Here is a 22,033-nt window from a genome sequence, read left to right as displayed (position 1 = left end):
TACTAGCGATGAGATTTGAAAGCCCGTCCGCATGGCGCTGATTCTCCGTTTGAGAACCACAGTCGCCCGGCAAACTTCATCGGAAATGAGTCAGACCCCCGATTGGATGCCGATCACCCCGAAAACGGGGTCCTTATTCCATGCCGAAACACACATGTCTTGCCTCCGCTAGGCTTTGCTTAAGGATAGACCATCGAATTACTTGTATTGATGTCAAGTAAATGGCAGCCGCGCTTCCCTGGGCAATCGCATCCACCGATGTACCAGCGCGTTGGGCTCTCACGCGCATGCAAGCAACGCGGTCCAAGTGAAGGCCGTCTAGGAGTGCTCGATCAGAACCGCGGCACCTCGGGCGGCCATTTTTCCCAAAACTTGGCGAAGGCGGAGCAGCATTTCAGCGACTTTCCGGAAGGCAGCGCAGCCTTCCGGCGCGATGCAGCTGCGCGTTGGAAGCGCCTCCAGGCAAGCGTGTACACCAGGTACTACCTTTCTTCGTTGCTTCGCGACGAGCAGCGCCGAAACGATAAGCTCCTCCCAGGCGACATGTATGGCTAAGACTATCGCCACGTTCCGCGATTGAAAGTCGTTTCACGATCATCTCTCTGCGGTGATCAGCCGAAGAGCGGAATCAACCTTGAAGTCACGCGTCGATGTCATCGCTTCAGGGGCTGGCGGCGGCCTTCCCCCTTCTGTTTGGTGACCCAGCCTGTATTCAACGAAGGAGCGCATTTTGCTGCAGTTCTTATGCGCCGATCCTGCAAGTGAGACCGTTTCATGCACGAGATCCGCGCGAAGCTAATGACCGTCGACGGAAGCATCTACTGAAGTTGTCCTAGCGACTATGATCAGGCGGTTCCTTACTTCGATGCAGAATTTCGTCTCAGAGATTGTCTACCTTGCGTAATAGCGGAGGAAGAACAGCGAGCTAAACACCCGCCACCGCGATGGTGCAGGGCTCCTGCCGTGCAGTGGCATCTGAACGGCTGCCCGAGGCTTGCAGCTTTGCGATGAGGCATCTGTCGCTTTGGGCGAAGTCAAACCGCAATGTTCGCGATTACCGACAGTCATCTATGATTCGACACATCGTATTCTTCACCGCAAAAGATTAGGCGCATGTCGACAAAATAATCGACGGCCTTTCCGTACTCGCCAAAATCCCGCACGCACGCCGGCTTGAGGTCGCTCGCAACCGCAAGAGTGACCGGCCTGGCAACGAAATTGACGTGATCGTCTACGGTGAATTCGACGACGAAGTCGAACTCGTAGCCTATAAGGCGCACGAGCTTTACCAGGAATCGATCCGGCAGGTAAGACCGCTCCGAGAGCTACGTCTCGCGGCCGATTACAGCATGTCAACAGATGCCGAGCCATTTGGCAGGCCCTACCCGCGGGCGTAATTAACCTGGCAGGCAAGTAGGGGTTTTTGGGTGCCCATGAAGCACGCCTTCGCCGGACGGGATTACAATCGGCCATGTATCGCTGAGCGACAGACTAATGCATGTATTGGAACTGCAGTGGATTGAGCCCTCATAGCCATGCGACGCCTCGCGCATCGGAGGCACCTCACGTTCCTGGATAGCGCATCGAGACACGCGGTGCTCGGGCAGTACTCGTATGTGACGTGCGATCCCTTCAGCACTTACATCATCGCGGACGGGAGAGGTATTTGCAACGGAGAGTCCATTGTGGGCGATCCGTGGGCGGCACTTCGCGCTCTGCTAGCCAACTATCCGCAAATACATCGCGCCGATCTCCGGGCATTCCAGGGCGGCGCCGCCGGCTTTTTTGGATACGAGCTGAACAGGACGCTGGAGCGATTGCCGGTGCCGACCATCGGGGGCATCGCTTGCCTCAGGCACTCCTACATCTTTACGACGTCGTGATAAGCTTCGATCATCGCCATGATAGATGCTGGATCCTTTCTACCGGGTGGCCGGAGCAGGATCCAGTTCGCCGGCGTGAGAGAGCTCGCCAAAGAGCCGAAACAATTGTTGGGCTGCTTACAGTCTCAGCCCCTCCTCCTGATTTTAAACCAGGCGAGGCCGGCTCATGGCATTCAAACTTCAGTCGCCAGGGATACATCGCGGCGGTACAGCGCGTGATTGATCTCATTCTGTCGGGTGACGCCTTCCAGGTCAACATTGCGCAGCGCTTCAGCGCTCGCCTGGCGAACTCGTTCGATCCGATAGCCTTCTATTGTCAGCTGCGGAAGATGAATCCGGCTCCCTTTGCCGCCTTCTTCGGTATGGCAAGCTCACCATTACATCGAGCTCGCCCGAGCGTTTCCTAAAGTTTGACAGGCGAGTAGGTCGAAACGCGACCTATCAAGGGGACGGTGGCGCGTTCTGCTGATTGCGAGGAAGGCCGGCGTCGCGCTGAGACGCTGGTACATTCGGAGAAAGACCGCGCCGAGAACACCATGATCCTCGACCTCCTGCGCAATGATCTCTCGCGCGTTTGCACGCCTGAATCAGTCCACGTCCCGTCCTTATGCAATCTCGAGTCCTATGCCTCACTGCACCATCTCGTGTCCGTCGTTACGGGTGAGCTAGCACACGGAGAGGATGCCGTAGGCCTACTTAGGGCCTGCTTTCCCGGCGGCTCAGTTACCGGAGCTCCCAAGGTACGCTCGATGGAAATTATCTTGGATATCGAGCGTGTGGCGCGAGAGGTGTATTGCGGGGCCATAGGCTACATAGGATTCAATGGACATATGGATGTAAATATTGCCATTCGCCACCGTAACGATCGGCGACGGCCAGGCCGTTCCATGCAGGCCGGGATAACAGCAATGTCCGATCCGGCCGCCGAATATGAGGAGAGCCTTGCAAAGGCAGAGCGCATTTTTCGCGCATTCATTGCTGAAGACGCCGGTGCATCTTGATTGTCATTATCGACAACTACGACTCTTTCGTCTTCAACATTGCGCGATATTTTCGCAAGCTTGGTGCAGCAACACGTGTCGTCCGGAACGACGCGATGGACGTGAGCGAACTTGCTGACCTCAGGCCCCGCGCGGTTGTCATCTCCCCCGGTCCGTGCACTCCAATTGAGGCTGGAATATCGACAGCCGTCGTTCGTGAACTTTCGGGTCAGGTGCCAATTCTCGGGATTTGTCTCGGACACCAGTGCATTGGGACGGTGTTCGGCGCACGCGTAACGCGCGCCCGTCGTCCTATGCACGGTCGGTCCTCGTATGTCACACATGAAGGCGGCGGGCTTTTCAAAGAAGTACCGTCTCCACTTCGTGTGGGGCGCTACCATTCGCTTATCGTCGAATTGGATCCTTCATCTGCCCGTCACCTGACGGTGACAGCACGCTCGGATGATGCGGAACTCATGGCCCTCGCCCATCGCGATCAACCAACATATGGCGTGCAGTTCCATCCAGAGTCGATACTCACCCCACAAGGGGACGTACTGTTCGCAAACTTCCTACGACTTGCAGAGCTTTCTTGAGGCGGCTGGAGAGGACTGGTGCAGCCATAGCGTTCGTTTCGGCTGTCGGACATCGAGCCGCGGTTCGTTTGAGGCGTCTGTGGCCGGCTCGGCGCCGAGGTTCGGAACTTTCCATTTGAATGTCGAAGGGTCCATCGGCGCCATGGGGCCATCGGTAGCCTTAAAGACGGCCTCGGCCATGGGGACTTTTGGGGTCGTGGAGGCCGAGGCCGCTGGAGGCGCTTGAACCTTAGAAGGGCCAAGCGAGCGCGAGCTTACTCACAGGCAAAATGGCTGTTCTGTTCGCTTCCGCACATCGGCGATACCATTCCGGTCAAGAACCGCACAGGGGAGCTGCGGCTCACCCTGGTTTTGCGCGGTGTGAACAAGTCGCCGCGATAATCTCTCTTGCCTCCGTTGACCTGGCGATCTCGGGCATTCTTGATTCATCGAAAGCTCGCAATCCAGATGCCGCAGCGGCACCGTCCTTACGATCTCCTTCGGCTCCCCAGTGGGGTATGCCCAGGGCGCCGTCGGGGATCGCAATCTCTGTGCAAACCTCTCTCGTCCGCTGCACCAGTTTCTCGGCCTCAGCTTGCTCCAAAGCATCCTCCCTTGATTGCCGCCGCAGCCTGCCGAGAATTTTATAGCTGTCGTGATTGGCAAGCTTGGCTTGATAGCTGCCTGGCGTGTGGAACTCCACTTCGAAGCGATAAGAGTCCGCCGTGGTGAGCACTGTCTTGATGCCGACGAAAGTCGGACTGCGCATTCTGAACCAGTTGGTTGTCTGGCGTTCGGTGTAGTCCCGCTCCTCGAAGGCCAGCATGGCTTTCTTGAAGGCACGTGTAAAATCCTTGTCAGGAATTTCTAAGACGTGGCGTACCGCGTTGCTGAAAAGCTGTGGGGCGCTGCTGGGTGGGATGCTCATGCCGGTGAGCTGATCTGTCATGGAGGCATGCGATTTCAAGCGGCGCTCCAGATGGGGCATCTTCACCTCGATGCCGGCTTGCGCAAGGATTCCGGCAACCTCGCGTGCCGCTGCGGTGATTTTCCTCTCTTCGGCTATAGCTCGGCCAGCCTCATTTTGAGCGCGTTCTGAGGCCTGCTCGCGGGTCAGCGTGATCATGTCAGCATCGTCAGCGGCTGGCCGGAGGCCGGACGGTTTGCGCAAAATGCCCTGCTCCGCAGCGAGTTTGATCGAGCTCTCCATGATTGAAGCCGCCAGAGTGGGGTTGTCCCTCAGATCCTCCAAGGTCGCATCGACATCAAACCTTCCGCGGGCGAGGGTCGCCGCCACGCCCTTGACGTAGGGCACGGACTTCAAGCCCGGCGTCTCGTAGAGGAGCCGCTGAAGATGACTGCTCTTCTGGAAAAAGAGGTTGGCGCCAGTATCGGATTTATAGGCGTCGGTGCCGACCTTGATGCCGAGGCTCAGCAAGTTGTTTGCGCTTTTTACGAGGTCGTCCGCATTGTAACCATCCGGGCGGGGATCGATGCGAGGAGGATAGTGGTCGAGTAAAAGCTGGATGCGGTCTCGTGGCTGAGGCGTTGCCGGATAGGTCTCCGCCAGATCCGGGAAAAGGTTGCAGAGCCTTGCGCTGAGGCTCGGGTTTGCGGCGTTCGAGCTTTCGATTATTTCGGGCAGGGGTTGCTCATTCGGCTTCACTGCCCATGCCGCTAGGTCGTCGACGAGCAACTCGGCCATTTCGCGAGCAACCAGATGTTTGGCGACCTCAATCTCGCTCCTCGCTCTCGCAAACGTGTTCTGGATATCTTGGCTACTCACCTCTTCCTGGCCCAACAGCTGACGGATCTCTCGCCTGAGCTCGTGGTGAACGCCCTCATAGGTGCCAAAGACAGCACGCTCGGCAAACCAGCGTTGTGCTTCATGGGATTGAGCCAGAAAGTTTCGCTGCAGGCAGCTATAGGTTCCCAGGACATCCTGCGTGGCGGCGAGGATCTGGCGGGCGCGACCGAACTGGTAATTGTCGCCCTCAAGCGCCGGGGTATGCGACTTTGGCGGCTTCAGCGACGGAAGTCCGAGAGCTTGCTCCTTGCGATCGAACTGGCGCACATGCTCAAAAAGCTGCGGCCGGTCGCCGACGATGACGACGGTGTCCCCGTCGAAGTCTCCGTCAAGTTTTTTCTGTTCACCGATCGGGACGGCAACCAACGAGCCCGGAGCGAACACCTCGGTAGCCTGCAGGATGCCGACGCACTCGAGCGGCGTGTCCACCTTGGCGCGGTCCTTGCTCGAGGTCCAGCTCGAATGGCATTTGACGTCCTCGGCAGACAACACCAGCCCACGGTCGGCGTAGCCGGCCGGCCACATCTTATCCGGCACAACCATCAGAATGCCTTTGGCAAAAAAAGTCGGATCGTCGCCCGCCAGTTCCTTCCCCGACTTCTGCGCGACATTGAAGCTGTATTGGATGGCTGTGCAGTTTTCGAGGAACACAGCGGTCGGGTCCCCCTCAACGGCCGACTTGACTCGCTCGGCGGCAAGCGGGCGCAGATTGGGCTTGTCGTAGGGCGAGCGCCCGATCAGCACGCCGCTCGCCCCCATCAACGTCTCGCTCTTGAGCGTCGGCACATGGAGACAGTCATCGCTGGACGGTACGGCAACCGCGCCGGGACCGTCGATGTGTCCGGCCGTCACGGTGCGAAACAACTCTTCAGACGTCAACTCTCGCCCTTGTCTGCTCTCGAGCCAGGTTTTGGCCTTCTCCCGCGCCTCATCGGTCACCGGCTCGCTTCGGGGATAGTGTTGCAGCGCCGATGCGGGAACGGACATTCTTCTTCCCTCAGCAAAGGCAGGCACCCGATCAGGACCTTCCTGTCGGCGGGCGCGATTTACAGCTGGCATACGGTTGGCCAGCGAGGCCTTGATAAAACCGCAACCATCATGCGGCCGCAAGGCGATCGGGCCTTCTGGCCCGGTCAGCTTGAAGGGATGCTCCTCGCTGGCAGGACGGTCCGGCAGCAGCGACAGTTTGAAGGCGCCCTCCAGCGCGTAGTCCCGAGGACCTAGGTCCTTGATTGCCGGCGGCGCGGCAAAACCCCTGCGCTGAGTGTAATAGTATGCCTCTTTGAAAGGGGCCCAGGCACGTGACAGCTGCTCGAACGCTGTGCCCGGCGCCGTTTCGGCATACGGAATCGCCAGCAGCTTTCCCCCGGAAGACTCTGCCCTCGCCACACCTGGAAGGCGGCCGGCGATCTGCGACACGGGCTTTTTGGGCGGCTTTAACTTGCTTCCGCCGAACAGGTCCATGCGGTATGGCACACCCTCGACGGTGACCGTACGCGCCAGCATGAACGCGCTCGGCTTTCCTGGCAGCTGGACCGCGACGACGGGCAAAACCCCCGAGGTCAGGCGATGAAAAATCGAATAGCGTGTCTCGGGTTCCGTGGCCACTGGCCGGCCCTGCATGTCCACCACTGACAACTGCATAAGTCCCGCGTCACCCTGCGGAGGTCTGGGCTCGTGGGCCATGGTTCGCAACACCTGATGGACGTCGAACACGGACGCTGGATGTTGGGCCTGGACCGTCGCCGCATTCTTCGCCAAGAACGTGTCCAGCGCATCGACCGGACTCTCCGCCGCGATTTCCGCCATCAGGTTCCAGCTCATGTTGGAAAGATCGCCTTCGACGAGGCCGCCCGTTTTGTCCAAAATCTCCTTAGTCTTGCGCTGCAGCTCTTCCTGCCTCACCCGTAAATCGGACTTCTTGCCTTCGACATAGGGCCGGCGGAACAATGCCGCGAAAACCGCACGGGCCTTGAGCGTTTGATAGATCGACAAGGCGGGGCAACGGCTCGAGTACGGCCCTCTGGCTCGCTCGGCATCGCTTGCTTTGAGATGCCCCTCGATCTTGTGCTCGACGATCGGTTGAATGTCGTTCAGCAAGTTTAAAGCCCGCCTCCGGTGCCAGCGCAGGTGCGGACTGCGCGCCAGCGGCAGCAGAGCGACGCAGAGAGTACCCATGGTTTCGAGGTCGTTCTCAGCGGCAAAGCCAGGGGCACGATGCAGTTCCGTCAGCCGGTCTAACCCCGTGGGTGCGAGCAAACCGAGATCGTCAAACAATTGAGCCTTAGCCAGCGCTTTGAAAATCATGGCGATGTTCAGAACCTGGGTCTGCTCCAGGCGATCACTGGCATAGTGAAGGTAGTGGGCCATACCGTGCAGCCGATTCTTCAGCAGAGCGGTCTCTATGATCTCTCCAGTGCCCTCTCCCCTCGTGACACCTCGCCCGAGAGCATTGGCTATCATGCTGAGCTGAGTTGTGGTGAACGCTCCGAATCGGACGTCTCCCGAGCCGAGTTTGCCCGCTATGTCGATTATCGCCCCATGGCACACCGCCTCTTCCGGCCACTTGCTAAAGCCGTTCACCAGGATCGCCAGTTCCCGCGGAGTAAAATCAGAGAGCCGGTTGTCACGGCGAGAGACCTCGTTGGCAATCGCGACTGTGGCTTGGCGAGCGTCCTGCTCTTGCAGCCACTTGCTCAAACCGTTCACCAGGTTCGCTAGACCCTGCGGAGTGAAATCAGACAGCCGGTCGGCGCGAAGGACCTCATGGGCGATTACAACGGTGGCCTGACGTGAGTTCTCCTCTTGTGGGTACTTGCTAAAGCCGTTCACCAGATTCGCCAGGTGCTGAGAGGTAAAATCGGAGAGCCGGTCGGCGCGGCGAAGCACCTCACCGGCGATCACAGCGGTGGCGTGACGTGAGTTCTCCTCTTGTGGCCACTTGCTGAAACCGTTCACCAGGTTTGCCAGACCCTGCGGATCAAACCCAGAAAGCCGGTCGGCGCGGCGACAGACCTCACCGGCGATCGCCAGCGTGGCTTCGCCACAGCCCGTCTCGTCAGGCCACTTGCTGAAACCGTTCACCAGGTTCGCCAGACCCTGCGGATCAAACCCAGATAGCCGGTCGGCGCGGCGACAGACCTCACCGGCGATCGCCAGCGTGGCGTCGCCACAGCCCGTCTCATCAGGCCACTTGCTGAAACCGTTCACCAGGTTCGCCAGACCCTGCGGATCAAACCCAGACAGCCGGTCGGCGCGGCGATGGACCTCGTCGGCCATTTCAACTATAGCGCTGCGGCAGTCTGTCCTTTCCGGCCACCTGCTGAAGCCGTTCACCAAGCTCGACAAGTGCCGGGGAGTAAAACTGGAGAGCCGGTCCGCTCGGCCAGCGCGGCGACGAACCTCGTTGGCGATTGCAAGTATAGCGTCGTTGCACTTCACCCCCTCGGGCCACCTGCTGAAGCCGTTCACGAGGTTCGACAAGTGCTGGGGAGTAAAATTGGAGAGCCGGTCGCCGCGGTGATGGACGACCTCGTCGGCGATTTGAACTATAGCGTCTCGGCAGTCCTGCGGCCACTTGCTGAAGCCGTTTACCAAGTTCGCCAACGCCTGTGGATCAAAATCAGAGAGCCCGACATCGCGGCGGCCCGCGCGGTAACGGACCTCGACGGCGATTTGAACTATAGCATCTCGACAGTCCTGCGGCCACTTGCTGAAGCCGTTCACCAGGTTCGCCAACGCCTGTGGATCAAAATCAGCGAGCCAGACATCGCGGCGACCCGCGCGGCGACGGACCTCGACGGCGATTGCCCTCATTGCACCGCGACACTCCGCCTCTTCCGGCCACTTGCTCAAACCGTTCACCACGGTAGCCAAGTTCTGCGGACCAAAGTCAGAGAGCCAGACATCGCGGCGGCCCGCGCGGTGACGGACCTCGCTGGCAATTGCCCTTATAGCACCGTGACACTCCGCGTCTTCCGGCCACTTGCTCAAACCGTTCACCACGATAGCCAGGCTCTGCGGACCAAAATCAGAGAGCCCGGGAGCGCGGCGGCGAATCTCAGCGGCAACTGCTATTGTGGCCTCACGAGAGTTCTCCTCTTCCGGGCACTTGCTGAAGCCGTTGACCAGCAGGGCGAGACTTTGAGCGTTGAGCTCCGAAAGTGCTCCGCGTTGCTCACGAAAAAATCTGGCGATTCGGATCATTCCATTGCGACATTCCGCCACCCCGGGATATCGACTGAACGACAATACGAATAGGGAAAGCGTTTTGCTTTCGACGTCGTTTAGCGCATTGCCGAGGCTCGACACCTGAGCTGCCATGGCCCTGCAAGCTTCCACGCCTGCCTGACCTCCAGCCTCCCGGCTCATCGTGTTGCATGAGGTGGCGTACCCCCATGTATTCCGGGCGCGGATATCTTGTTCCCATCTTGGGACAAATTCGCGTTTGAACTCGGAAGCGGCCTTTTGCAGGAATGTTGCGTGGTCCGCTCGACCCTGCAGCTTCCTGTCATACTCCACCACAGCGCATGAGAATTTAGTGATGTCGCCAGCGAAGGAAATGTCATGTAAAGCGTTATTAAGTAGGTTTTCCGAGTATCCACGCTTGAAGCTCTGTTCGGCTACATGGACGAAACGCCGCCTTCCCGGTCCTGCACCCGGGTCGGACTCCGTTTGCCTATGGGGTAGCACCGTGTCTGGTTGCGAGCTTCTGGATTTTTGCTTGCCGAGCCAAGGTTTGTCATCAGAACCTAAAAAGGTTTCTTCTCGACCTGGCGCCTCCGGCACTGGGGGAAAACCGCCCCGTCGTGCAGTGGCTTCACCGGGCGCAGCGCCCAGGATCCGATGTGTGCCAACGGAGGGTCCGGAAGATCTGTCGCCAAGGGCATCATCGGCACCGCGCGCAATGCGAGCGAAGGACTTCCTTCTATCTTGAGGCCCAGAGTGCATCCGCTCGGCGGAATCGAACGATTGGCTGCCTTCCCCAGGGGCAAGACTTGATTCCGGGTTCGCCGCCTTCGCCAGTCCCTGCGCCTCGGACAACTTCATCTTGAGCCGGACTGTTTTCTCGTGCACTTCGTGCACATGCGCAGGCGTGAGCAGGCCGCGTCGACCAGGCTCTTCCAGCGGGTCCAGACAGGCCTGCATCTCGGCGGGCGGCGTCTGCAGGCGCTCGACCACGATGCCCACTACGTGATCGGCGTCCTCGGGCTTCATCTGGCGCGCTTGCGAGACGGTCCTTTGCTGACCAGCCAGATCGAACTGCAAAAGTTCGTCCGACCGCTTGACCAGTGGCGCCAACGCCTCCGTCGATGCCGGGGCCTGCCAGACCGCCGAGTGTGCCGCCGCCGACGACGCACTCGCATGCGCCTCCTTGGCGCTCACAAGCTTCTTCGTACCTGGATCCGAGCGCACGAGAACCTTGTCCGCTGGCGCGGTGTCGCTGTCGCCCGCGGCGACTTGCGGCTCGGGCCGCCCGGCCGAACTCGCGGCATCAGCAGCCGGCTTGCGGTTGCCTTTCCCCTCCCTGCGCGCAGCGGTGCCTTTGGCCGCCGTTGCCTTGCCGGCAGTGTCGGCCGGTACCGTAGCGCCAGCGTCGGCAGGCAATGCAATGATGGCTGACGTTTTCAGCTGCAGTGCCAGGAAGTGCACGACCTCATGCGCAGTGATCCGTGCGTCGTCTACGATCTGGCCCAACAGTTCGAATGGGAGGCTGGCACCTGTTCGGTTATCGCTTAGCTTGGCAAGGATGTCGTCGTGCAACGCCAACGCAAATTCCGAAAGCCGTTCCATGACTCCTTCCAGAACGGTGCAGTGCTCTGCGTCGAGTGCCGCTCCGTCGTTGTGCAGAACGGCTTCCTCCGTCGAGAGGAATGCCGGATTAACATCGTGGACAAAGGTCCCGAGCAGATGCACCCCCCCGTTCTCACCCATGAGGGCGTCCCTCACGGCCGGTTCAAACGTGCTCGCCTGAGACTCAATCATAAGCTGCGCGAGCGCAATCCGCGATTGCAGACGCATGTACCCCGCATGAAGTACCAAGCCGGTATTCAGGCGTAGTGCGGCCTCTTCGGGCTTCCGCATCTCGGGCGTCGTGCTTGGCAAGTTGGCGGTGGCCTCGCAGACGGACACCATCCGTTCCGAGCGCAACAGCTTCTTTCCCCACCACTCCATGCAAGCCGCATGCTCCTTCGCCACACTGGAAGCCACTCGGCTCAGCTGGTCGGGGGTAGCGTTGGATTCGAAAATCCGCTGGAACAGGGCTGCCGAATTCTTTCTGCGCTCTTGCAAGGCGGCGATAGTCGATGAGGCCAGTGCGTTGCATTGGTGGGCCGCATCGAGCACGGCATAGCGGTATCGACGGACCTCAGCGTCGGACAGAATGCTCCGCGCCACGGCCGGGCGCAGCCTCGCGTAGTACTCCAGAACTGCCGAACCTGCTTTGATGAACCGATCGCTCAGCTCTTGCGCCTCCTCCGAGTTCTGGGCGTGCAAGGCCGCATTACGGCAAGCGTCAAGTTCCTCAACCAGGCGATCCATGTGTCGCTTTGTTGCGTTGATTTCTTCCTCTGATGAGGAAATGGAGACTGCCACACCCGAAGTTGGCGGCTGGCTGGCGACCGGCGTTGTGTCTCCACCCTCCGACACTGAGGGAAAGCCGCGCCGCCGCGCAGTGACTGCACGTGGCGCAGCGCCTAGGATTCGATCTGGGCCAACGGAGGGACCGGAAGACCTGTCGCCAAGGGCATCGTCGGCACCGCGCGCCATGCTAGCGGAGGGCGTCCCTCTATCTTGGGGCCCAGAGCGCATCCGCTCCACGACGGAATCGAACGATTGACTGCCTTCCCCAGGGGCTAGGCTTGAGTGCGAGCGTGAACTGCTCGATCCGGCTCCAGCATCCCCAATGCGCGATCTGCCAGATCGGCCAATGCCCGTCATATTCCATCTCTGATAAAGGCGAGAATCGCTGCTTATGATGTTGCGGGCTGATGTCGCTCAGCCATGGTGTATCAAGGCTTTGGCCCATAAGTGCAATCGCCCAGATGGCGCATGGCATGAGATCTGAGGAACCTGCGGCATGTTTTCGGCAACCGTCATGGTCAGCCCGGACCCGAGACGGCGCGGCCTAGATCCTGGCCAAAGTACACGCCAGCAGCCCAAGATCGGCCGAGACTGGCACGCGATCGCATCACGCCGCACTCGCTATCCTCAGTTTTTCAGAGACAGAGTGGAGGTTTGATTGCGCGCTGCCTTTCACCGGGACCGTTCTTCGTCCATCTACGCGAAGATGAATTGCCGGTAGAACCACTCCGGCCAAATGCATCCGGGCAAACAGGTTCGCGAATCTTTGGCTTCCTACGTCCGTTTGCCCGGTGGCTCCCGACTGATTCGCTTCGTCAGCTTCGCCACCGTAGTGGACATCGAACGAGGCACCAATTCGACCATACATGATGATTGGCACTCCTGCGTTTGCATTGGGTTCAGGCTGATGAGGCGCGGCAGGCCTAGATAGACCGTCTGGCTGACGATTGGCTGACGGAGGCGTTCTCCCGGACCGATAAAGAAAATCCGAGACCTGGCTCAAGCGTTAATGAATCGGGCTGCGGCCTACACCGGCCGGCGAAGGCCGCAGGTCAGGCCGCCTGGGCCTGCGATCGGGCGCTGTCACCTTATCTGAGGAGCGTCTTGAGCTGGCTGGGACGAAGAGATTACGGAAACGGGCATCCGCCGCCGTTCTCCCACCCTCCCGTTTCGTCCTGGTGTGACAAATAAGGAGAACTTCTACTCTCCCTCTGGCGTAACGTCGGAGCCTGCCCACAAGCGCGGAAGACCGGCGTCGTGATTCCTGATGTTCAGAGCCTTCCATTGCAGCGCGGGGAAGTTCTCTATCGCGTGCTTGACGGCGGCATCGCCTTGGAGACTGCTGACGTCGATCCGTCCCTCTTCGTAGAGAGCATCAAGGAACGACATCTCGCCGCGATCATGTTCGAACAAGGGCGCCAGTCGTTCTTGCCATTCGGCCAGCACGAGCTCGCACCAGGCTTCGGGCGGCCGTCCTTGTCGAACATGTCGCTCTTCACGACGGTCAGCAATTTTCCGCGGAGTTCGTCGACGAAGAGGTCTTCGCGACGGCTCTCCAGCCAGCAACCGAGGATACCAGCGAGCGACTGGTTCTCGCGAGCTGTCGTCAACCCGACGAGCTTGGTCGTCGAGGGCGCGCACGGTCTGTAGCGCGTTAGAGAGTTCTTCGGTGCCCGCCGCCAGGTCGGGCCGCTCGACGCAGTCGACGAGGGTGCCGATGACGCCGATCAGCCCGCGGCCGGTCGGCAAAAACAGCCGCTTGGCGCCCGGCAGCGTATCCGAGCCGCGTTCGGCCGGGCGATCGTTGGACCAGGTCCAGTTCGCCGCTGCAAGGTCGGCCCTGTCGAGTTCATCCTCAGGCGGATAGCCGGATACCGTGAGCACGCCGTCTTCCGGCAGCAGCAGCACGACGCGTACTTTCAGCATCAGCGCGGTCTGATGGGCGGTCGCCCACAGCACGTCGTCCAGCGTCGCGGTGCCCGCAAGCTTGCGGCTGAAGGCGTAGAGCGATTCGGTGGTGCGGAGCCTGCCGATCGCCGTAACCGCCTGGGTGCGGACCCGCGCCGCGACATCGGAGACCAGGATCGCAATCAGCATGAAGAAGAAGAAGGCGGCAACGTTGGTCGGTTCGGTGATCGTGAAGGTGTAGATCGACGGCAGGAAGAAGAAATTGTAGCACAGCGAGGCCGCGACGCTGGCGCAAGGCCGACGGCCACGACCAGCAGCACCATCAAATACGGTTTTGGATCGAACGGTTTGGATCGTTCCGCGTTGCGTACCGTTTTCTTTGGAACAGGCTCGGCGGCGAGCTCCTCGCCGGCAATGACATTGACGCTGATATTGCCGGCGCGCCGCACCAGATCATGCACCACCGAACCGCGCATCAGCTCGAACCACCATGGGCGCGTCGACTTGCTGATGATGATCTGCGTCACGTTATTGGCATGGGCGAACTGAACGACATCATCGGCGATGCGGCGGCCGACACTGGGAATGGCGATGGACTCGCCGCCGAGCGATTCGGCCAACCGCATCGTGTCGGCCCAATCGGTCGCGCGGCCCGTCGGTCAGTTGCAGGCTGCGCCGCGTCTCGATGGTGACCGCGGTCCAGGGCGCATGCAGCCGGTCCGCCAGCCGCTTGGTGTAGCGCACCAGGCCCGCGGCGCGCGGATCCTCGCTGAGGCACACCAAAATGCGCTCGCCCGCGGCTCAGGGACCGGCAATGGCATTGGCCTTCATGTGGGTGAGCAACTGCTCGTCGACCCGCTCGGCGGTGCGGCGCAACGCCAGCTCGCGCAGCGCGGTCAGATTGCCCGGCGAGAAATAATGCTCCAGATCGTCGGGCGTGAGATCGATCAGCTCGATCGCGTCGGCGCGGTCGAACATCTTGTCCGGTACGGTTTCGCGCATCCGTACATGCGTGATCTGCGCGACCACGTCATTGAGGCTTTCGATGTGCTGGACGTTGACCGCCGTGTAGACGTCGATGCCACGGGACAGCAACTCCTCGACATCGAGATAGCGTTTGGGATGACGGCTGCCCGGCGCGCTGGTATGAGCGAGTTCGTCGACAGGGCGATCTGCGGACGGCGCGCGATCAGCGCGTCGAGGTCCATTTCCTCCAGCGTCTGGTCCTTGTAGCTCAGCCGCTTGCGCGGCAGCACTTCCAGCCCCTTCAGCAGCGCTTCGGTCTCGGGCCGCCCGTGGGTTTCGACCACACCGATGACGACATCGATGCCCGCCTTCAGCCTTGCATGCGCGCTTTGCAGCATCTCATAGGTCTTGCCGACACCGGGTGCGGCACCGACGAAGATCTTCAGTTTTCCGGCTTGATCGCCCTCCCGCCGCGCGGCCTCCAGCAACGCGTCCGGCGCGGGTCTTTTTTCATGATCGTGGCCGGCTTAAACCATACGGCAATATAGTCCTGACACCGGATAGTCCTCACACTGGGCTCGGCCTAGCTGGTCTCATTTGGACGCCGCGGCATCCAGCGCCAGATTGAGGGCCAGAACGTTAACCCGGGGCTCGCCCAGCAAGAGCCGCCCTATTCCGGTGCCGCGGGTGGCGAAGGCGCGGAAGTTTTCCGGCGAAATATCCGGATCGAGCCCGCTGGCCGAGGTGGTAACGAGCTCGACCGGAACGGACCCACCAGGGTTTTCGGCCTTCACTTCTCGAGGTATCTTCCTTGACCCGGTCGGCCAGGGCCTTGCTGGTCGAGCTGACTGCGCCACTATGCCGGCCAGAGTATTCGCGCTCCAGATACTGCGACGTGGCCCCTGCTTCAGATCCGCTTAGTCGCGAGACGGCTGCTTGGCAGGCGGGCCGCTCTTACTTCCCGGCAACCCTTTAACGTTAGATGGGTCCTGCGCCTGAACCGTCGGATTGCGGTGGTCTGTCGCGGAGCTGGAGCCAACCGTCTCTCATGGTTTGACAGCAGGACCGTTCTTGTTACCCGGCTGACCTGGTATTCCGGCGCCGGAGTTCTGCGCACTCGGAGCAGATGAGACATCTGGCTTGTTCGTTTGCCCGGATGCCGCTGGAGATAAAACCGTGATTGCGGTCATGATCCGCTTCATTGTGTTTCCCTCCTTAACCAGGAATTATGCCTCATCAGAACGAACGCGCTCCTCCAGAGCGCGTTCCGACCGGGCGCAAAGTTAACCAAATGCCGGAAGGGCAATTGCCCGAGTGCAATCCTCCGTACCATGGTATCGCCAGCACCGCTGACCAAAGGCGATGCGCCGGCTTTACCTGCAAGATCAGGCGGCCTCACGTTGCTCGTGCTCCACATACTCCACCGTACGTTTGCGTCTATCCATTGGACCATCCGCTCCTCTTCCTTCGATGACGCCTCGAGCGGCGGCCGCGCTGAATCCATTCCGGTCGCGGGGCAGAGAGCCAGGAGAGACTTATAAGGCAGCGATTTCGAAGGGCTCGAAAGCATTGTTGGTAAACGTATTGTTCAGAATTTCGTCCAGCCATCGCATGCGCCATGGCCTGCAGGTTTGCCCTCGCCGGTAGCGCCGTTGTCTTGGCACTGGAGGTGCTCTCCCCACAAGCCTGCAGGCAGTCCTTCAGTCGCTTGAGTTGTTCATTGGCTTCCTGCAGGTGCCGAAGGCCGACATATGTCGCGCGCGTTGTTGCTCATAACGGTATCCTTTGGCTTTGTCGCACCGTCCCATCGCTTCCCGAAAACACATCAGAGAAGGACTCGTTCCAAGCTCGTCTGAGCCGGCCAGCACTGATGCCGTCCCAGCCGTTGCCCAGCTGTGCGGACGGAAATCGGCGTTGCTCAGTCGCGAAAGAAGTCACTGACAGGCACGCCGCAGCGAGATCGACGGCCGGCCGCTAAGCGCATCCGCGACCTGGCCAGACGACCTTTTGGAGTATCCCGCTTAGAGGCGGCGCGCCATTGAGAGGTGGTGCCGCAAACGGGGCAGAGCGGTCCGCGCGAAGCTGACGAGACGCGTGTGGTCCCCGGTCGCTGCATAGGAGGAAAAGAGCGCGACCGCCTTCCGATGGCCGGAAATCATGAGGGTTCCCCCTGGTTCGACAGCTTTGAGCCGGAACGGCGCTCCGGTTACTCCGAAGCCGCGGAATTTGCACACGCTGGCACCGCGATCGCAAGTGTGCTTGCCACGATGGCGATGGCAAGAGTGGATTCCTGAAGCGTTTTCACGGGCATCCTCTCTTGGACTTGTGAATTCATTGACTGCCCCACTCATGCGGCGAGGGGAGCGATCAGAAGCTCAACTGGGGCGATCACAAGGGATTGAGACAACCGAGCTACCTCATGGCCGAGGCTCCCAATCCTGGCGCCAATAAACGGAAGCCCCGGCTTGGCGCGCGCCGCTCCCTTCAGTCTCGGACGTCCGCGGAGTCCACTCCCTCAGGGGAGAGTAGGCCAAAATACAACCATACTCGCAGTACAGAATAGGGAGCGGCGACACAGAGCGCCGACCGACTGCTAAGGCCCGCCTGCGGCGGGGGTTTCTCCTCCTTTACCCCGCCGCGCCCGAAATCAGATCTGCTGCAAAACGTCGGGCGTCCTCTTCTTTCCTCGCGCAATCAAGGAACAAGACTTGACAGTTCAAATCGGCGTCAATGGCCACTCCATGTTTGCCTCCGGGGCGTACCGCCAGATCAATGACGAGGACGTCTTCAAGACGCTCGCCGCACAAAAACTCAAGCGATACCGTCTGACCATTCCTCTGGCGGCTGACCACTGATCCATGGGTAGCGACGCGCTTCACCTCGATCGTAGGCCTTGCCGCCAACTATGGCGTCACGCTTGAACCTGTTCTGGCGCTTCCGCTAACGTGGGGCGACAAGACCGATGCTGGCAAGTATCCTGCCGGCGACGCTGCTGCGATCTACTCCCAGGGCTACAATCGGATCCTGGCATTCGTTCGCCAGTTCGCATCTTCAGTCGGCGACTGGGAACTTGGTAACGAGATCAATCTGACGTCCGTGATGGCAACGGCTCTCCGTTGTTCGGCAAGGGATGGACCTCTGCCGAGTTCGCTGCATATCCGTCGATGGCCGACTTCGCCAATCTCTTGCGGGGAATGTCGGACGCGATCGAGCAGGTACGCCGCGACACCGGCAGAAACCTTCGGCGCATCGTCGGCACCACATCGACGATGTTCGGCTACATCGACTTCATGAAGGCGAATGGCGTCAAGGTCGATGTGCTCGGCTATCACTATTACGAGCATGCCGGCGCGGACCCGACGAACTACTGGGGCGGAGTTCGTCCCAATTTCAACCTGTTCACAAAGCTGTCGAGCTACGGCGTTCCAGTCGCCATCAATGAGATGAACGGCGCCGAGGTCTACGACGCAACCTTCGTCAACACCTCGACGTCTGCCTCGATGTCGGCCTGTAACTCAAACCTGGATGCGATGCTGGCGAAGTTCTCTCAGCATTCGTTCATCGAGTGGATCGATCTCTACGAGCTGATCGACGAGCTGGACCAGACTGGTCCCGAAGGTCGGTTCGGGCTGATGTCCAATCTGTCGACCCCGAAGCCGCTCATGTCGACGGTTGACAAGTATACGGGTGGCCCCCAGTAGGCCCCACCCGCACCAGCACCGACACCAGCTCCCGTATCGCCTCCGGCGCCGACCATATCCGTGTCCTACCGATGCTCCTGCGTACGGGGCATCGGTCATTTCGTTTCCTGTCGATCACCCTGATCGCTTCAGCAACCTCAATGACCGCAACCGCGCATCCGGCATCGGCCTGTTCAATGCCGGTCGCCAGCTTGGCTGGTCTCATGGGAGCAGCCCTGCTCCACAGATCGATCGACGATACCCGACCTGTCGGCTTGGAAGCTCGCGGTTCAGAGCGGCACGCTCATTGACTCAACGCTCTTTGGCCTGTGAGAGACCAATCCGTCCTTCATCGCGCTCCGCGAATGTCTCCCCAGCCCTCGCTTGTTCAGCAAAGGCCACAATGCTTGCTTCCGTTTCGGCTATCTGAGTCTTCATCTGTTCGGGACGCGCGGACCATCCGCCGCCATGCGCCTGATGCGGTCGATTTCTTCGGCTGTCTGAGCCTGCACCTCATCGGATAGAACGTGAGGGGGCGGCAATGCGCAGAGCTTCTCGAACTCATCGCTTTCGCTCTGGAGCACGATCAACGAGTAGTCGGAAAATACGATGAGGGCATCGACCATCTCGTCGGTCTCGTCTAGGATCAAAACTCACGCACGCGGCGAGCCTTTGGATCATATTTTGTGGCGGCCGCTGAAGAGGATTCTGATTCGACATCCAGGCTATGATCCAATGAAGATGACAGAGGCTCAGCTCGCTGTTCCGGAGTCGTTCGAGAAGGCCGTTTGATAAAGCTCCTCAATCTTCGTGACTTCGTCTGGCGTTAATTGGGAGAATTCGTTGTCACGGGCGCGCTTTGAGAGTCGCCCTTCATTCTGTTGCAAGAATCCAAAGAGATTGTTGAGGGTGCGCTCCGGCATGTCGATCATGTTTTCGACGCCCGCCCGGAATGTATCGAAGCTCCGCAAGAACCGGATTTCCTTCGGAAGATCCTGTTCGATGGTCCTCTGCACGCATTCGTACAGAAACTCCGCGTGCGGCGTTGCATCGAAAAAGCGGTAAACGTCAGCCGTATCGTTCAGGACCTTGACGTTGCCCTGTGGAGTAGGCTGCCATTGGACGCATGGCAGCAATCTACTCGAATAGCTTTCTAATCCGTCCTTGTATTCGGCGATTTTGTCTTAGGATGGCGGCTGAAACCGGAAAGTGGATGCCGCCGGATTGAATCCGTCGTGCCAGGTGCGGCCATTGCCGTCCTCGAATGGATGGATGTAGACGAACCCGAAGGCCAGCACGGCGGCAGCCACAACGGGGGCAAGCTCAATTGACGAGGCCTGGTCGAACGCGATCAATCCGTGGACGAGGGAGGCGATATCTTCGTGATGCGCGCTGATATGGTCGGGAATGGGTCTCTGCGTCTCGTGGTCATGCTCACCGACGAAACCGCCTTCCTTCCGAAAGCCGAGCTTCACGAAACGCTCATCACCGATGACAATGCGGTGCAGGCGCAAGAACACCGTCTCATCGAGCGGTGTCCATCCTGCTTCGCCGATGACCCTATCCCACCGCTGGATAAGATCCTGCGGCGGCTTCTCGCCTTCGATGACGCAGCTCGATTTTGAATCCTTGAGGAGAAGGGTCAATTGCGCGGGCCCGCCGCAACGCTCTGGCCATGGCGCCTGGCTCGGAACGCCGGCGCGCCCGTCAGGATCCGGCCCGATGGGCGTCGATGTTGTTCAGGAGGACTCGCTAAGCGTAGGCATAACCGGGTTCCTTGCCGATCGGCGGCCACATTCTCAGCCAGACAAGCACCTTAACGTCGGCCTTCCACCGGAAGGCGCTCTAGCCAGGTCTAGCTCGGCTTCTCGGCCTAAGCGCCTTGCAATAATTTATTGTAATTACGCAACTGAATTTTATTGAGAGCGCCAGCATAATACTATTGATATTAAACAGCGTTATATTATTGTATTCGCAGGACATCAAACTATCGGAACCTCGCGAGCTGGAACATGCCCACTCTCCACGAAAAACTCGCCCAGTCCCTCACTGAGCTGAAGACCCTCAGCAACGGCGGAAATCGACGAATCTTCCGGAGCGACGAACTTTCGCGCACCCACCGCGAACGGCTGGTGAAGGCCGGGTTCCTGAAGGAGATCATCAAAGGATGGGTGCTGATGACGCGGCCCGAGGAGCGGTCGGGCGATAGCACGTCGTGGTACTCGTCGTTCTGGGAGTTTTGCCGCGCCTACTGCAACGAGCGCTTCAAGAGTGACTGGGTCCTCTCGGCAGAAAGCTCAATCCCGCTACTTGCAGAAAATCTCAACGTTCCGAAGCAGATCGTGATCGCGGCACCGACCGCCAATAACCAAACCCAGCCCCTCCTCCATGGCACCTCCCTTTATCTGTACAAGGCGACCAAACTGCTGGTGACCCCGGTCAAGACCGCCGGGGTCCAGACCTTTCCGGCGCCGGAGGCGATCTGCGCTGCCGCGCCAGCTTTCTGGCAGACGCAGAAGAACGACGTCATCGCCCTGCTCGGTTCGCAGAGGAATGCCAGCGCAATCCTAAAAGTCCTGCTGGAAGGCGGACATGCGGCCGCGGCGGGGCGCATCGCCGGGGCGTACCGACTGCTGGGCAACACGCGGGCCGCCGACGATATCGTCACCGCGATGACGGCGGGCGGGCACGATGTCAGGGAAGATGCCGATCCATTCAAAGCGCCGGTACCGATGCAGCTTCCAAGCCGGGCCACGCCACCAATCATGACGCGAATCCGTCTCATGTGGGCGGAGATACGCGAGAAGGTGTTAGCAAATTTCAAGCTTGAGCCGCGGCGTATCAACGATCATGACGGATATCTGGCCGCGATCGACGAACGGTACACCTCGGACGCGTACCACTCGCTTTCTATCGAAGGCTACTCGGTCACGGAGGAACTGATCGAGAAGGTGAAGACCGGGAAATGGGATCCCAACGGCAGCGATGGAGATCGCAAACAAACGGATGCAATGGCCGCGAAGGGCTACTGGGATGCGTTCCAACTGGTCCGTGGCGCGGTGGCCCGCGTGCTCAACGGCGAGGACGCCGCCGAGATCGCCGATCGAGAGCACCTCGACTGGTACCGGGCCCTCTTTCAGCCCTCAGTTCAAGCCGGCATCATCAAGCCCAAAAACCTCGCCGGTTATCGAACTCACTTCGTTTTCATCAGGAACTCGGGACACACACCGGTCGCTTGGGAATCGGTACCTGACGCCATGGAGGCTTTTCTTGATTGCCTGAAGGAGGAGAAGGATCCGCGCGTGAGAGCTGTGCTCGGACACTTCATATTCACCTTCATACACCCTCTTCCAGACGGCAATGGCCGAACGGGCCGCTTCCTCATGAATGTCATGATGGCATCGGGAGGACTGCCTTGGACAATCATTCCCGTCGGCAGACGCGACGAATACATGCGGGCACTCGAGAGCGCGAGCGTACAAGGTGATGTCGGTCCCTTCGCCGCATTCCTGGCAGACTGTTGTCGTCGTGAACCGCCTCCGCCCCGGCAGAGCCTTCCGGGAGAAGTCCAAGCACTGGCGGACCTCGGTTGAGGATCGCGCCGGACTAGGGCTCGGCAAAAAGCCCAGTGCCACCAAATCGCGCGCGCACG

The 22,033-nt window shown here is 59.9% G+C and carries 11 protein-coding genes and 4 pseudogenes; 8 read left to right on the top strand and 7 right to left on the bottom strand.

Annotation, left to right across the window (positions count from 1 at the left end; translation table 11 throughout):
* The first annotated feature begins 324 nt into the window (after positions 1 to 324).
* From IVB48_RS11695 to IVB48_RS11675, 5 genes and pseudogenes are all read left to right on the top strand, one after another.
* A complete protein-coding gene (locus IVB48_RS11695; RefSeq protein ID WP_247350627.1) occupies positions 325 to 555 on the top strand; it encodes a hypothetical protein in 231 nt (76 codons plus the stop codon).
* A gap of 569 nt (positions 556 to 1,124) precedes the next feature.
* The gene (locus tag IVB48_RS11690) at positions 1,125 to 1,397 is read left to right on the top strand and encodes a Dabb family protein (protein WP_346658979.1); all 273 of its coding nucleotides are present in this window, start codon (positions 1,125 to 1,127) and stop codon (positions 1,395 to 1,397) included.
* A gap of 138 nt (positions 1,398 to 1,535) precedes the next feature.
* Entirely contained in the window at positions 1,536 to 1,883 is a 348-nt protein-coding gene (locus tag IVB48_RS11685; protein WP_247350630.1) for a hypothetical protein, read from the top strand.
* Positions 1,880 to 2,884, top strand: a pseudogene (locus tag IVB48_RS11680) (anthranilate synthase component I family protein). The gene IVB48_RS11685 and the pseudogene IVB48_RS11680 overlap by 4 nt, the downstream one beginning before the upstream one ends.
* On the top strand, positions 2,881 to 3,459 hold the full coding sequence (locus IVB48_RS11675; RefSeq protein WP_247400023.1) for an aminodeoxychorismate/anthranilate synthase component II: 579 nt from the start codon (positions 2,881 to 2,883) through the stop codon (positions 3,457 to 3,459). The pseudogene IVB48_RS11680 and the gene IVB48_RS11675 overlap by 4 nt, the downstream one beginning before the upstream one ends.
* Positions 3,460 to 3,799: 340 nt before the next feature.
* Here IVB48_RS11675 and xopAD read toward each other — a convergent pair whose 3' ends face one another.
* The 4 genes and pseudogenes from xopAD to IVB48_RS11655 form a co-directional block, all read right to left on the bottom strand.
* Complete coding sequence (gene xopAD / locus IVB48_RS11670) at positions 3,800 to 11,785, bottom strand: XopAD/skwp family type III secretion system effector (RefSeq protein ID WP_247400022.1); 7,986 nt, start codon at positions 11,783 to 11,785, stop codon at positions 3,800 to 3,802.
* 1,755 nt (positions 11,786 to 13,540) lie between these two features.
* Positions 13,541 to 15,189, bottom strand: a pseudogene (locus IVB48_RS11665) (DUF4118 domain-containing protein); the annotation flags it as partial.
* Between the two features lie 105 nt (positions 15,190 to 15,294).
* A pseudogene (locus IVB48_RS11660) lies at positions 15,295 to 15,541 on the bottom strand (potassium-transporting ATPase subunit C); the annotation flags it as partial.
* A 77-nt stretch (positions 15,542 to 15,618) separates the two neighbouring features.
* Positions 15,619 to 15,891 (bottom strand): annotated as a pseudogene (locus IVB48_RS11655) (hypothetical protein).
* A 1,518-nt stretch (positions 15,892 to 17,409) separates the two neighbouring features.
* Between IVB48_RS11655 and IVB48_RS11650 the strand changes: the two are divergent.
* Positions 17,410 to 17,556 (top strand): hypothetical protein, encoded by a 147-nt coding sequence (locus IVB48_RS11650; RefSeq protein ID WP_247400021.1) that lies wholly within the window; start codon positions 17,410 to 17,412, stop codon positions 17,554 to 17,556.
* A 309-nt stretch (positions 17,557 to 17,865) separates the two neighbouring features.
* Positions 17,866 to 18,402, top strand: coding sequence for a hypothetical protein (locus IVB48_RS11645; protein ID WP_247400020.1), 537 nt, complete (start codon positions 17,866 to 17,868; stop codon positions 18,400 to 18,402).
* A gap of 413 nt (positions 18,403 to 18,815) precedes the next feature.
* On the opposite strand, the gene IVB48_RS11640 is transcribed toward IVB48_RS11645, so the two are convergent.
* From IVB48_RS11640 to IVB48_RS11630, 3 genes are all read right to left on the bottom strand, one after another.
* Positions 18,816 to 19,007: a hypothetical protein gene (locus tag IVB48_RS11640; protein ID WP_247342204.1), complete on the bottom strand. Its 192-nt coding sequence runs from the start codon at positions 19,005 to 19,007 to the stop codon at positions 18,816 to 18,818.
* 126 nt (positions 19,008 to 19,133) lie between these two features.
* Complete coding sequence (locus IVB48_RS11635) at positions 19,134 to 19,517, bottom strand: hypothetical protein (RefSeq protein ID WP_247363290.1); 384 nt, start codon at positions 19,515 to 19,517, stop codon at positions 19,134 to 19,136.
* Positions 19,518 to 19,565: 48 nt separating this feature from the next.
* Positions 19,566 to 20,027, bottom strand: coding sequence for a Fic family protein (locus IVB48_RS11630; protein WP_247400019.1), 462 nt, complete (start codon positions 20,025 to 20,027; stop codon positions 19,566 to 19,568).
* A gap of 366 nt (positions 20,028 to 20,393) precedes the next feature.
* On the opposite strand from IVB48_RS11630, the gene IVB48_RS11625 reads away from it, so the two are divergent.
* Positions 20,394 to 21,974: a Fic family protein gene (locus IVB48_RS11625; RefSeq protein WP_247400018.1), complete on the top strand. Its 1,581-nt coding sequence runs from the start codon at positions 20,394 to 20,396 to the stop codon at positions 21,972 to 21,974.
* Positions 21,975 to 22,033: the final 59 nt, after the last annotated feature.

Origin of the sequence: Bradyrhizobium sp. 76, assembly GCF_023073025.1 — a bacterium.
GTDB lineage: Bacteria > Pseudomonadota > Alphaproteobacteria > Rhizobiales > Xanthobacteraceae > Bradyrhizobium.
This window is presented reverse-complemented; position numbering and strand designations above follow the sequence as displayed.